The 12,286-nt window shown below is 72.4% G+C and carries 12 protein-coding genes; 7 read left to right on the plus strand and 5 right to left on the minus strand.

The genetic code is table 11. The features are described 5' to 3' along the window. Nucleotides 1-125 precede the first annotated feature (125 nt). Nucleotides 126-1,421, plus strand: a complete 1,296-nt coding sequence (locus F4560_RS21635; protein ID WP_184922612.1) for a Dyp-type peroxidase — start codon at nucleotides 126-128, stop codon at nucleotides 1,419-1,421. On the opposite strand, the gene F4560_RS21640 is transcribed toward F4560_RS21635, so the two are convergent. The 3 genes from F4560_RS21640 to F4560_RS21650 are packed head-to-tail and all read right to left on the minus strand — an operon-like array spanning nucleotide 1,418 to nucleotide 4,505. Next, nucleotides 1,418-2,254 (minus strand): sugar phosphate isomerase/epimerase family protein, encoded by an 837-nt coding sequence (locus F4560_RS21640; RefSeq protein ID WP_184922614.1) that lies wholly within the window; start codon nucleotides 2,252-2,254, stop codon nucleotides 1,418-1,420. The two genes, F4560_RS21635 and F4560_RS21640, sit on opposite strands and share 4 nt — an antisense overlap. Then, nucleotides 2,251-3,369: a dihydrodipicolinate synthase family protein gene (locus F4560_RS21645; protein ID WP_184922616.1), complete on the minus strand. Its 1,119-nt coding sequence runs from the start codon at nucleotides 3,367-3,369 to the stop codon at nucleotides 2,251-2,253. Before F4560_RS21645 ends, F4560_RS21640 begins: the two co-directional genes overlap by 4 nt. Beyond that, nucleotides 3,366-4,505: a Gfo/Idh/MocA family protein gene (locus F4560_RS21650; protein WP_184922618.1), complete on the minus strand. Its 1,140-nt coding sequence runs from the start codon at nucleotides 4,503-4,505 to the stop codon at nucleotides 3,366-3,368. Before F4560_RS21650 ends, F4560_RS21645 begins: the two co-directional genes overlap by 4 nt. 134 nt (nucleotides 4,506-4,639) lie before the next feature. Between F4560_RS21650 and F4560_RS21655 the strand changes: the two genes are divergently transcribed. From F4560_RS21655 to F4560_RS21665, 3 genes are all read left to right on the plus strand, one after another. Then, nucleotides 4,640-5,680, plus strand: coding sequence for a LacI family DNA-binding transcriptional regulator (locus F4560_RS21655; protein WP_184922620.1), 1,041 nt, complete (start codon nucleotides 4,640-4,642; stop codon nucleotides 5,678-5,680). A gap of 152 nt (nucleotides 5,681-5,832) precedes the next feature. Beyond that, nucleotides 5,833-7,176: a hemolysin family protein gene (locus F4560_RS21660; protein WP_184922622.1), complete on the plus strand. Its 1,344-nt coding sequence runs from the start codon at nucleotides 5,833-5,835 to the stop codon at nucleotides 7,174-7,176. Beyond that, on the plus strand, nucleotides 7,173-8,207 hold the full coding sequence (locus F4560_RS21665) for a hemolysin family protein (RefSeq protein WP_184922625.1): 1,035 nt from the start codon (nucleotides 7,173-7,175) through the stop codon (nucleotides 8,205-8,207). The genes F4560_RS21660 and F4560_RS21665 overlap by 4 nt, the downstream gene beginning before the upstream one ends. Nucleotides 8,208-8,261: 54 nt before the next feature. Here the strand turns inward: F4560_RS21665 and F4560_RS43720 are convergent, their stop codons facing one another. Next, the gene (locus F4560_RS43720; RefSeq protein WP_312869407.1) at nucleotides 8,262-8,942 is read right to left on the minus strand and encodes an LmbU family transcriptional regulator; all 681 of its coding nucleotides are present in this window, start codon (nucleotides 8,940-8,942) and stop codon (nucleotides 8,262-8,264) included. Between the two features lie 166 nt (nucleotides 8,943-9,108). Between F4560_RS43720 and F4560_RS21675 the strand changes: the two genes are divergently transcribed. The 3 genes from F4560_RS21675 (at nucleotide 9,109) to F4560_RS21685 (ending at nucleotide 10,988) form a co-directional block, all read left to right on the plus strand. Beyond that, complete coding sequence (locus F4560_RS21675; protein WP_184922627.1) at nucleotides 9,109-9,687, plus strand: RNA polymerase sigma factor; 579 nt, start codon at nucleotides 9,109-9,111, stop codon at nucleotides 9,685-9,687. After that, complete coding sequence (locus tag F4560_RS21680) at nucleotides 9,680-10,642, plus strand: CU044_5270 family protein (protein ID WP_184922629.1); 963 nt, start codon at nucleotides 9,680-9,682, stop codon at nucleotides 10,640-10,642. The genes F4560_RS21675 and F4560_RS21680 overlap by 8 nt, the downstream gene beginning before the upstream one ends. A 61-nt stretch (nucleotides 10,643-10,703) precedes the next feature. Beyond that, nucleotides 10,704-10,988 carry a hypothetical protein gene (locus tag F4560_RS21685; RefSeq protein ID WP_184929750.1) on the plus strand — a complete coding sequence of 95 codons (285 nt, stop codon included), beginning with the start codon at nucleotides 10,704-10,706 and terminating at the stop codon, nucleotides 10,986-10,988. Between the two features lie 70 nt (nucleotides 10,989-11,058). On the opposite strand, the gene F4560_RS21690 is transcribed toward F4560_RS21685, so the two are convergent. Next, entirely contained in the window at nucleotides 11,059-12,264 is a 1,206-nt protein-coding gene (locus F4560_RS21690; protein ID WP_184922631.1) for an MFS transporter, read from the minus strand. Nucleotides 12,265-12,286 lie beyond the last annotated feature (22 nt).

The following is a 12,286-nucleotide window of genomic DNA, read 5'->3' on the forward strand; positions in this document are numbered from 1 at the left end:
CCGCACCGACTTCGATGCCCGCCCCTCCGACATGTCGGAGGGGCGGGCTTCTTAGCACAAAGACGCGGCGCGGTGTATCCCAGCGCGCACCGTGGCGCTCTTTTCCGGTGTAGGGGGTGAATCCCATGACCGACCTGCTGCACCTGCACCCCGAACGGCAGGGGGCACGGCCACCGCTGCGCGGGTCCCACGAGATCCAGGGCAACGTGCTGGCCGCGTTCAACAAGGACCACCAGCTGTTCCGGTTCGTCCGCTTCACCGACTACGAGCTGGGCCGCACCTGGTTGGCCGCCATGCTCGGCCACCTCGACACCACCGCCGACGTCGAGGACTTCAACGAGGTCTTCTCGCTGGGCCGCACGCTGTTCGGCGGCGACCCGGCCGGGTTGAGGGCGACCTGGGCGAACGTCTCCCTCACGCCGGAAGGCCTGGTCGGGCTCAGCATCAACCCGGACGCCACTCGGCAGGACCTGGCGGCCCATTTCCCGCACACCGCCGAACAAGCGGCGCGGGCCAACGGCGACACGGGCGTCTCCGCACCCGGCCACTGGCTGTTCGGGCGCACGGACCAGCACGTGCACGCCGTGGTCACGGTCGCGTCCGACGACCCGGACCGCCTGGCCCGCACCGCACGGGACCTGGACGTGCTCGACACCCTCCTGGGCGTCACCACCGTCCACGAGCAGCACGCCGCGACGCTGCCGGGCGAACGGCGCGGGCGCGAGCACTTCGGCTACAAGGACGGCATCTCGCAGCCCGGCGTGCGCGGCTTCCACCACGAGGACCGCGGCCGGCCCGGCCACCGCTCCGGTCGGCCGGGGTCGCTGCTGGTGAACGCGGGCGAGTTCGTCTTCGGCCACCCGACCGAGTCGGACCGGCCGCACGCCGCCGCGTGGCTGACGAACGGCTCGATCCAGGTGATCCGCCGGCTCGCCCAGGACGTCCACGGCTGGCGGGTGGCGACCGCCGACCGCGGCCCGGAACTCATCGGCAGGCACCCGGACGGCAGCCCGCTGGCGACCGCCCAGGACCGCAACGACTTCGACTACTCCGACGACCCCGCGGGCACGACCACACCGTGCCCGTCGCACGTCCGCAAGACCAACCCGAGGTCGTTCACGCACCGCACACCCCGGCAGCACCGCATCCTGCGCCGGGGCATCCCCTTCGGCTCCACCGACGACGACGAGCGCGGCCTGGTCTTCGTGGCCCACTGCACGTCGCTGCAAGAGCAGTTCGAGCAGATCCAGCGGACGTGGGCGCGCAACCCGGACTTCACGCCGGGCGAGCGGGGCGCGCCCACGGGTGTCGACCCGGTCATCGGCGGCCGGTTCGTCCGGACCACCGGCGCGCTGTACGCGCTGGTGCCGTCCGTGAGCACGCTCCGCCTGCTGGCCGCCGGCCGGGAACTACCCCGCTAGGGGGTAACCGGGAGCCGGTCGTGGCCGCCGTCCACGACCGGCTTCCACCCCGATTCGTGCCGCCGCACCAGATCCGCCGCGACGGAGTCGTACGGCCGCGCCCACACGTCCTCGTTGAACACCTCGACCTCGACGTACCCGGTGTACCCGGCGTCCGTGACGAGCGACGTCAGCCCGACGAGGTCGATGTGACCGTCACCCGGCAACCCACGGCCCAGCAACACGTCGGCGGGCAGCGGCGTCACCCAGTCGCACACCTGGTACGAGTGGATCCGCGGTCCGGCCCTCTTGACCTCGACCGCCAACGCCGGGTCCCACCACACGTGCAGGGCGTCGACCACCACCCCGACCACCGACGACGGGTACGGCTCGGCCAGGTCCAACGCCTGCGCCAGCGTCGACACCACGCCCCGGTCCGCGCAGAACATCGGGTGCATCGGCTCCAACGCCAGCCGAACCCCAGCCGCCTCCGCGTACGGCGCCAGCACCTCCAGCGCCGAAGCGACCCGCGCCCGTGCCGCCACGAGGTCCCGGTCCGGCACGCCGCCGGGCACCAGCACCAGGACCGACGACCCGCCCAACGCGGCGGTCTCGTCGATCGCCCGCCGGTTGTCGTCCAGCCGCTGGTCCAGCCCGGTGAAGAAGCCGCCGCGGCACAGCGACGACACCTCCAGCCCGGCCGACGCCACCAGCGCGGCCGTCCGCTCCAGCCCGTACTCCGCCACCGGGTCGCGCCACAGCCCGACGGCCGGGATCCCGTTCCGCACGCACACGTCGACCACCTCGGGCACGGACGCCCGCTTCACCGTGGCCTGGTTCAAAGACAGCTTCATGTCAGCACATCCAGGAGCCGTCCCCACCGAGCCGCGGCCAGGTCCGGATCGGGCAGCAACCCGGCCAGGTCCGCCAGCCGCAGCGCCTCACCGAGGTGCACCACGTCACGGGCCGACTGCAACCCGCCGACCATCGCGAACGCGTCCTGGAACCCGCCCAGCCAGGCCAGGAACACCACGCCGGTCTTGTAGTAGTACGTAGGAGCCCCGAAGAGGTGCCGCGACAACGCGACGGTCGGCGCCAGCACCTCGTCGTACCGATCGAGGTCACCCGCGTCCAACGCCCGCAACGCGGTGGACGCGGCCGGAGCGATGGCGTCGAAGATGCCCAGCAACGCGTCGCTGTGGCCGACGGAGTCCCCGGCGATCAGCTCGGGGTAGTTGAAGTCGTCACCGGTGTAGCACCGCACGCCGTCAGGCAGCGCCCGCCGCAGCCCCACCTCGTGCGAGGCGTCCAGCAGCGACACCTTCACCCCGTCGACCTTGTCCGGGTGCGCCTTGATCAGGTCCAGGAAGTGCCCGGTGGCCGTGGCGACGTCCGACGAGCCCCAGTAGCCCTCCAGCGCCGGGTCGAACGCCGTGCCCAGCCAGTGCAGGATCACCGGCTGGTCGGTCTCCTCCAGCAGCGCCGCGTACACCTTCTGGTAGTCCTCGGGCCCGCGCGCCGCGGCGGCCAGCTTCCGGCTGCACATCAGGATCGGCTGCGCGCCCGCCTCCACGACGGCCGCCAACTGCTCGCGGTACGCCGTCAACGGGTCCGCGGTGTCGTGGTCCGTGCCGACGCCCGCCGACAGCCGGCCGCCGCCGATCGCGGCACTGCGCCGGATCAGCTCCAGCGCCGTGTCCCAGTCCAGGCCCATGCCGCGCTGCGCGGTGTCCATGGCCTCGGCGACGCCGAAACCGTGCTCCCACAGCCGCACCCGGTACGCGAGGGTCGCGTCCCAGTCGAGCACGGCGGGCGCGCCGGTGCCGTTGCCGGCGAACGGGTCCGCCACCACGTGCGCCGCCGCGAACGCCACCCGTGACGTGAACGGTCCGGTCTCCCACGTGCGCGGCGCCGACAGGTGGTGCTTCCGGAACGCGCCGTCCCGGCCTGGCAACAAGACGGAGGTCATGCCGGCACCTCGATCCGGCGACCGGTGCGGGAGGACTCCAGGCCCAGCGCGGCCAGCCGCACCGTGCGCACCCCGGAGTGGAAGTTGTGCGCGAACGGCGCGTCGACCGCGACGTGCTTCAGGAACTCCTCCCACTGCACCATGAACCCGTTGTCGAAGACCTCGTTGTCCGGCACTTCCTGCCACTGCGAGCGGAAGTCGATGGACGACGGCACGTCCGGGTCCCACACGGGCTTGGGCGTGATCGCCCGCGACTGCACCTTGCAGTTGCGCAACCCGGCCACCGCGCTGCCCAGCGTGCCGTCCACGTGGAACTCGACCAGCTCGTCGCGGTTCACCCGCGTCGTCCACGACGAGTTCACCTGCGCCACCACGCCGCCGGCCATCTCGAAGATCGCGTACGCCGCGTCGTCCGCCGTCGCCTCGTAGGGGGCGCCGTTCTCGTCCCACCGCTGCGGGATGTGCGTGACGGCCCGCGCGGTCACCGCCTCCACCGGCCCGAGGAGCCCTTCCAGCAGGTAGCTCCAGTGGCAGAACATGTCGACGACGATCCCGCCGCCGTCCTCCGCCCGGTAGTTCCACGACGGCCGCTGCGCGGTCTGCCAGTCGCCCTCGAACACCCAGTAGCCGAACTCGCCGCGCACCGACAGCACCCGGCCGAAGAACCCGGCGTCCAGCAGCCGCCGCAGCTTCCGCATGCCCGGCAGGTACAGCTTGTCGGCCACCACGCCGTGCTTCACGCCCGCCGCGTCCGCGTGCCGGGCCAGGCCCTGCACCTCCTCGGGGGTGGCCGCCACCGGCTTCTCGCTGTAGACGTGCTTGCCCGCGTCGATCGCCGCCGTCAACGCCGACACGTGCGCCGACGTGACCTGCGCGTCGAAGTAGACCGACACGTCCGGGTCGCCCAGCGCGGCGTCCAGGTCGGTGGTCCAGCGCGGCAGGTCGTGCCGCTCGGCGATCTCCTTCAGCTTGGCGGCGTTGCGGCCCACCAGCAGCGGCTCGGGGACCAGCACGTCGTCGCCGACCCTGACCCCGCCGCGCTCGCGGATGGCGAGGATCGAGCGGACGAGGTGCTGCCGATACCCCATCCGCCCGGTGACCCCGTTCAACGCGACGCCGATCGTGCGCACCGCCATGCGTACACCCCACTCGAAAGTCTGTGGCCCAATGCCCTGGAAAGCGCTTTCCAACACGCTACGGTCGGCTCCTCTCGAACGTCAACCTCCCGGGCGGCTAGTCTCGCCCGACCAGGAACACGAAGGAGGCGGCGTTGGCGTCGCGGCAGGTCACGCTGGCGGAAGTGGCGAAGCAAGCGGGCGTGTCGCTCGCGACCGCTTCGCGCGTGCTCAACGGCAGCACCCGGCAGGTCAGCGAAGAGCTGCGCGAACGGGTGCTCGGCACCGCGCGCAAGCTCGGCTACCTGCCCAACGCGTCGGCGCAGGCGCTGGCCCGCAACTCCAGCGTGCTGGTGGGTCTCGTCGTGCACGACATCGCCGACCCCTACTTCTCCAGCATCGCCGCCGGTGTGACGAGGATCGCGGAGGACGCGGGCCTCGTCGTGGTGCTCGGCACCACCGGCCGCGACCCGGACCGCGAGGTGGAGCTGGTGAACACCCTGCGCGCGCACCGGGCCAGGGCCGTGGTGATCGCGGGCAGCCGCACCACCGACCGGAACGCGTCGCGCCGGCTCGCGGAGGAGATCACCGCGTTCACCGCGCAGGGCGGCCGGGTCGCGTGCGTCTCCCAGGCCAAGCTCGGCACGGACACCGTCGTGCCCGCGAACCGCTCCGGCGCACGGGCGTTGGCCCGGCAGCTCGCCGCGCTGGGCCACCGCAAGTTCGCCGTGCTGGCCGGTCCGCCCCAGCTGCTGGTGGCACGCGACCGGCTGGCCGGGTTCAAGGCTGGACTGGCCGACGAAGGCCTGGACCTGCCGGACGCGAACGTCTTCGCCAGTGACTTCACCCGCGACGGCGGTCACGCGGCGATGGCCGGCCTGATCGCCGCGCGCACCGGCGCGACCTGCGTGTTCGCCGTGAACGACGTGATGGCGATGGGCGCGATGGCGGGTCTGCGGGAGCACGGGCTGCGGGTGCCGGAGGACGTCTCGGTGGCCGGGTTCGACGACATCCCCACCCTGCGCGACCTGGTGCCGGCGCTGAGCACGGTGCGGCTGCCGCTGGAGGAGATGGGCGAGCGGGCGGCCCGACTGGTGCTGGACGACGTGGTCGCCGGCCCCCGCACGGTCCGGGTGGCGGGCGAGGTCGTGCTGCGCGCCAGCACGTCGACATCCAGCGGTATCGGACTGCGCTGACCGGTGGCTACGCTCTAAACTGCACCGACTTCGACCACCCCTCACGAGGAGTGATCCCGCACCGTGCGCGACGCGCAGTCTCCGGGCTGTAGTACCGAGCCGGGTCCGATACCCGGCTGCCAGCCCCGCCCGGCCCCCCACCGGTGGGCCCGATGACGATCCTTTCCAGCGTGCTCGGCATCCTCGCCGTGGTGCTCCTCACCATCGGCACGTTCATCGCGGTCGCCGCCGAGTTCTCCCTGACCGCGCTGGAGCGCAGCACCGTCGAGTCGCACGTCGCCCAGGTCGGCGACGCCAAGGCGCGGACGGTCGAGAAGGCGCACCGCTCCCTGTCGTTCCAGCTCTCCGGCTCGCAGCTGGCGATCACCATCACCACGCTGATCACCGGCTACATCGCCGAACCCACCATCGCCCGGCTGGTCTCCCCCGCGCTGACCGGTCTCGGCGTGCCCGTGTCGGCGGCCGGGCCGATCGCGCTGACCTTCGCGCTGGCGCTGGCCACGGCGCTGTCGATGGTGTTCGGCGAGCTGGTGCCGAAGAACCTGGCCATCGCGAAGCCGTTGGAGACGGCGCGTGCGGTCGTGGGCGTGCAGGCCGGGTTCTCCGCCGTGTTCCGGTGGCTGATCACCGCGTTGAACGGCACCGCGAACTGGTTGGTGCGGCGGCTCGGCGTCGAGCCGGCGGAGGAGTTGGCGTCGGCCCGGTCGCCGCAGGAGTTGGGCGCGTTGATCCGCTCCAGCGCCGAGCACGGCACCATCGACCCCGGCACCGCGACGCTGCTGGACCGGTCGCTGCGGTTCGGCGACCGCACCGCGGACGAGCTGATGACGCCGCGCGTGCGGGTCGAGTCGCTGCGCGCCGACGCGACCGTGCTGGACCTGGTGGCGAAGGCGCGGGAGACGGGTTTCTCCCGGTTCCCCGTCTACGACGGCGACCTGGACCAGGTGCGCGGCATCGTGCACGTCAAGCAGGTGTTCGGGGTGCCGCGGTCGCAGCGGGCGACCACGCCGGTGTCGGCGCTGACCAGGCCGGTGCAGACGGTGCCGGCGACGCTGGAGGGCGACGCGCTGCTGGACCGGCTGCGCGCCTCCGGCCTCCAGACCGCGCTGGTGGTGGACGAGTACGGCGGCACGGCGGGCCTGGTGACGCTGGAGGACCTGGTCGAGGAGATCGTCGGCGACGTGCGCGACGAGCACGACCGGCGGGAGACGGCGCCGGTGCGACAGCTGGGCGGCGACGCGTGGCTGGTCTCCGGGCTGCTGCGGGACGACGAGGTCGCCGAGGCGACCGGGTTCCGGATGCCCGAGGGCGACTACGAGACCGTGGCCGGGCTGGTGCTGGCACGGCTGGGCCGCATCCCGGACGCGGGTGACGAGATCCGGGTGGACGACTGGCGGATCACCGTGGTGCAGATGGACCGGCACCGGGTGGCCGAGTTGCGGGTGGCGCGGACCGCGGACCCGTCGGTGGCCGACCGATCGGGGTTGTCGCGATGAGCGTCCTGGTGATCCTGCTGTTGTTGGCGGGCAACGCGTTCTTCGTCGGCGCCGAGTTCGCGATCATCACCGCCCGGCGCGACCGGCTGGAGGCGTTGGCCGAGCAGGGCAGCATCCGGGCCCGCGCGGTGATCAAGGCGGGCCGCGAGCTGCCGCTGCTGATCGCGGGCGCGCAGCTCGGCATCACGCTGTGCTCGCTGGGGTTGGGCGCGCTGGGCGAACCGGCGGTGGCGGCGATGCTGGAGGCCCCGTTCCACGGCGTCGGCATCCCGGACGCGGTGCGGCACGGTGTGGCGTTCGCGCTGGCGCTGATCATCGTCGTGGCGCTGCACACGGTGCTGGGCGAGATGGTGCCGAAGAACCTGGCGATCGCCGGGCCGGAACGCACCGCGCTGCTGCTGGTGCCCGCGCACCTGTGGTTCTGCCGCCTGGTCGCGCCGCTGCTGCGCGGTTTCACCGTGGTGGCGACGGCGGTGCTGCGGCTCGTCGACGTGACGCCTCGGGAAGAGCTGGAGTCCGCGTACACGCGTGACGAGCTGGCCCTACTGATCGCTCAGTCCCGGCAGGAAGGGCTGTTGGAGGACTCGGAGCACCGGCGGCTGGCGAAGACCCTGTCGTCCGCGGAACGGACCGTGGCGGACGTCCTGGTGCCGTTGGACCGCATCACGTCGGTGTCCGGGCAGCCGACCATGGGCGAGGTCGAGGCCGCCGTGTCGGCCACCGGCTTCTCCCGCTTCCCGGTCCGCGAGGACGACCGGCTGATCGGCTACCTGCACGTCAAGGACGTGCTGGACCTCTCGGACGCCGACCCGTCGACGCGGGTGCCGCCGACCAGGGTGCGCGGGCTGCCGCAGGTGCCGGTGGACGCGAGCCTGGACGACGCGGTGGCGTCCCTGCGGCGTTCGCAGAGCCACCTCGCGCAGGCCGTGTCGGCGGACGGCGTCGTGCACGGCGTGGTGGCGTTGGAGGACCTGGTCGAGGAGTACGTGGGCACCGTCCGCGACGGGACGCACGTCCGGCGGGAGCTGTAGCGGTGGAGTGAGGCGGGCGGCGCTGACCGCCTCACTCCTGGTTCATCGGCTAGTTCACGACGCCGGCCGCACCGCGGGCAGGCCGATCCGGTCCCGGCCCAGTTCGCGGTCGCGATCCCGGTCGTCGTCGGCCGACGGCTCCAGCGGCGGCACGCTCACCAACTCCAGGTCGTGGTCGGCGGCACGGTCGAGCGCCGCCACGATCCACGCCTCGAAGTCCGCGTTGGCGGCCATCGCGGCACGACGCCACCGGTCCACCGCCTCGGTGCCCGCGCTCACCCGCGGCATCACCACGCGGTACGCCTTCGAGCCCGGGTCGCGGTTCTCCCGCAACGCCCGCCGCAGAGCGGTCCGCGACCAGCTCTCCCGCTCGGCCCGGTCCAGCCACTCGTCCTGCTCGGCCGGCGGCAGCGCCGCGACCTCCGCGTGGTGCTGGAACGGCAGCCCCGGCCGACGCCGGGACGGCTCGAACTTGCGCGCGATCCACGCGTAGTTGCGCAACGTCTGGTAGTCGAGCCCCACAGCTTCGACCGCGCGACGGTACCGGTCGGTGTACTTGTCCTGGCCGAAGACGAGCCAGTCGCCCAGGTACCACGCGGACGAGCTCGCGATGCGGGAGATGCGCTGCCCCGCCTGCTCCCACGTCTCGAACGTGACGTTCCGAGGGAACGCCAGCCCCACCGGAGTGGTGAGGATCCGGCCATCGACCCCGCCGACAGGCCGCCGGGGCTGCACTCCGTTCACCTTGTCCACTAGCTCCCCCTGATTTGCTTTGGACGTCATTGCTACTCCAGGGGTCCTCACACACCGGTCAACTTCCGCTCACACCGTGAACCCGATCGGGCCCGTCGGCGGATAGCAGGTGACCGCCCTTCACCGGGGAACAGCCGGAAAGGCCACCATGACACCCACCGACGCCGAGATCATCGACCGGTCGCGGCACGAGCCGGACGCGTTCGCCGCGATCTTCGACCGGCACGCGCCGCACATCCGGCGGTACCTGGCGCGCAGGCTCGGCACGCAGGTCGCGGACGACCTCGTGGCCGAGACGTTCCTCGCCGCGTTCGACAAGCGGGAGCGCTACGACCAGGCCCGACCGGACGCCCAGCCCTGGCTGTACGGCATCGCGACGAACCTCGTCGGACGGCACCGCAGGCAGGAGGCTCGCCGCTACCAGGCCCGTTCGTCGGACCAGTCCGACGCCGCCGAGGCGGATCACGCCGACCGCGTCGCCGCCGAGGTCACCGCGCAGGCCATGCGGTCGATGCTGGCCGGCGCGCTGGGCGGGCTGTCCGACGAGGACCGGGACGTGCTGCTGCTGGTCGCGTGGGAACAGCTCGCCTACGAGGAGGTCGCGGCGGCGCTGGCGATCCCCGTCGGCACGGTGCGGTCCCGGTTGAACCGGGCGCGCCGCAAGGTCAGGCAGGCGCTGGGCGGCTCGAACCCCACCGAGATCGAGGAGTTGCTGAACAATGGATGAGCTCCAGCTGGTGCGCGAACTGGGCGACGAGACGCCGTTGCCGGACCAGGAGTCGTTGGCTCCCGCGCGGGCCGCGTTCATGGCGGGGATCGCCGAGCGGGGGTCGGTGCGGCTGCGGAAGCGGCGGTCCCGGTACGCGCTGGTCGGCACGTCGGCGATCGGGTTGGCGGCGGCCGTGGCGGCGACCATCGTGCTGATGCCGGCGGGCCAACCGGTCACCGGGGGGAACGCGGTGGCCACCTCGCCGTCGTCGGCCCAGTCATCGGCTACGTCGTCGGCTCCGTCGTCGGGCGAGGTGACGGACCCCGTGCGGCTGCTCGGCCACGCCGCCCGAGCGGCCCGTGACGACACGTCGACTCCGCCCCGACCGGACCAGTTCGTGTACGCGCGCAGCGCAGTGGACGACGGGCCCGAACGTGAGATCTGGCAGTCGGTCGACGGCACCCGTGACGGGCTGATCCACCAGCCCGACGGCACGAAGATCCCGCTGCCGGGCTGCCGGGACGGACAGATGGCCGTGGACAAGGGGCCGGAACTGGTGCCCGGCATCACCCAGCCGTGCGAGCCGCGCCCGGCGTACCGGTCGGACCTGCCGACGGACGCCGACGGCATGCTGGCGTACCTCGACGCGAACGCCAGCGGTAAGCCGGGCAGCGTCAACGCGCGGGGCAAGGACGTGCTCGGCCTGATCAACGAGTCCCTTCTGCCGCCGCTGTCCAGGGCGGCGCTGTACGAAGCGGCGGCGCGGGTTCCGGGGCTGTCCGTGGTGCCGGACGCGCGTGACGCGGCGGGCCGGCCGGGGGTCGGCATCACCTGGCCCGTGCCGCCGGGCTCGTCGGCCGAGGCGCAGGCGGTGGTGATCGTGTTCGACAAGGACACGTACGAACTGCTCGGCACGAACTTCCACGCCATCAAGGCGCTGGCCGTGGTCGACCAGGTCGGGCAGCGGCCCTGACGGCCGGGGTGGGACCGGTCCGACGGGGCACGGCCGGTCCCACCCGACTACGGTTGGTCACGTGGATCCGCGTGAGGAAGACGACGAGGACGACTTCGAGCCGGAAGAGGACGACGACGAGTTCGACGAGGACGGATTCGACGAAGACGACGTCGAAGACGAGGACGACCTGTTCGGCGTGACCTCCGAACCGCGCACCATCTGCCACCTGTGCGGCGGGGCGGGGTTCATCGCGAACCCGACGTCGGCCGTGATCGGCGGCGCGCCCCGGACGGTGGACAACGGCCGGGAATGCCCGCACTGCAAGGGCGCCCGCAAGTTCCCCGGCCTGGTCCCCCCGCTCTGACCCCGGCTCGGCCCCGGCTCAGCTCTGACCCCGGCTGTCGACGGGCGGCAGGCTCTCGACGGCGGCGCTGTCAACGGGCGGCGGCGGTCTGCTCGGCCTCGCGGAACGCCTGCGTCGACAACCCGTGCCAGGTGACGGCCAAGGCCCCGATCTGGATCAGCGCCGCCATCACCCACACCGCCCGCAGCCCGAACCCGGCGGCCACGAAACCACCGGCCAGCGCACCGAGCGGCGTCAGGCCCCAGGCCAGCGCGCGGTGGCTGGTCAGGACCCGGCCCAGCAGCGCGGGCGGGGTGAAGCGCTGCCGGCTGGACTGCGAGCAGACGTTCCACACCATCACGATTCCCGACAGCAAGAACCACACCACGCCGATCGCCCACGCCCACGGCGGCAGCACGGCGATCAGCGCCTGCAGCACCACCATGCCGACCTGTGCGAGCCGCATCGACCACGCGTAGCCGATCCGGTCCACGACCCGGCCCACCACGAACGACGACACGACCCACCCGGCGGCCGAGCACGCCAGCATCACGCCGTAGCCGACAGCGCCGAGACCAAGCACCTCTTTGGCGTACAGCACGAACATCGTCATCACCGCGCTCGCCGCGAACGACCCGACCGCCACCGCGACCGTGATCGACAGCAGCAGCCGCGTGGCGATCAGGAACTTCAGCCCGTCGGCGATGTCGCGCAACGGGTGCTTCTCGGACGGTGTGGCCGGGGCCGAACGCAACCCTGGCACCAGGGCGAACGCGACCATCGCCGCCACGCACGCGACCCACGCGGGCGTGCCGAGGCCGTACGCGACCAGGAAACCGGCCGCCGGCGGCACCACGAACTGCACCACGCCCCGGTCGATCAGGATCAGCCTGGTGTTGGCCCTGGCCAGCCGCTCCGGCGCCACCACCTCGGGCACGAGCGCGCCGCTCGCGCCGTCACCGAGCACCTGCGCCGACGTGACCACGAACGCCACGACCACCAACAGCGGCAGGCTCAGCGCGTCCGTCACCCCCGCGACGGCGAGCGACAGCGCCGCGCACCCCTGCACCGCGTACGCCGACGCGAGCACCGTGCTGCGCCGAACCCGGTCGATCAACACACCCGCGAACAGCGAGAACAGCAGCCACGGCGACTGACCCACCACGTTCACCAGCGACAGCTGACGCGGGTCCGAGGTGATCGTCGCCGCGATCCACGGCAACACCGACAACATCAGGCCTTCGGCCACCGAACCGGACACCGCGACGGCCTGAAGCCGCACCCACCCCCTGGACATGGTCAACACCTTGTCAACAAGG

The sequence above is a fragment of the Saccharothrix ecbatanensis genome (genome assembly GCF_014205015.1).
Taxonomy (GTDB): Bacteria; Actinomycetota; Actinomycetes; order Mycobacteriales; family Pseudonocardiaceae; genus Actinosynnema; species Actinosynnema ecbatanense.

Excerpts from the sequence above, each read along its gene's own strand:
- F4560_RS21640 (WP_184922614.1), bottom strand. The coding sequence starts at position 2,254 with ATGAAGCTGTCTTTGAACCAGGCCACGGTGAAGCGGGCGTCCGTGCCC.
- F4560_RS21690 (WP_184922631.1), bottom strand. The coding sequence starts at position 12,264 with ATGTCCAGGGGGTGGGTGCGGCTTCAGGCCGTCGCGGTGTCCGGTTCG.
- F4560_RS21650 (WP_184922618.1), bottom strand. The coding sequence starts at position 4,505 with ATGGCGGTGCGCACGATCGGCGTCGCGTTGAACGGGGTCACCGGGCGG.
- F4560_RS21635 (WP_184922612.1), top strand. The coding sequence starts at position 126 with ATGACCGACCTGCTGCACCTGCACCCCGAACGGCAGGGGGCACGGCCA.
- F4560_RS21680 (WP_184922629.1), top strand. The coding sequence starts at position 9,680 with ATGGATGAGCTCCAGCTGGTGCGCGAACTGGGCGACGAGACGCCGTTG.
- F4560_RS21665 (WP_184922625.1), top strand. The coding sequence starts at position 7,173 with ATGAGCGTCCTGGTGATCCTGCTGTTGTTGGCGGGCAACGCGTTCTTC.
- F4560_RS21660 (WP_184922622.1), top strand. The coding sequence starts at position 5,833 with ATGACGATCCTTTCCAGCGTGCTCGGCATCCTCGCCGTGGTGCTCCTC.
- F4560_RS21675 (WP_184922627.1), top strand. The coding sequence starts at position 9,109 with ATGACACCCACCGACGCCGAGATCATCGACCGGTCGCGGCACGAGCCG.
- F4560_RS21645 (WP_184922616.1), bottom strand. The coding sequence starts at position 3,369 with ATGACCTCCGTCTTGTTGCCAGGCCGGGACGGCGCGTTCCGGAAGCAC.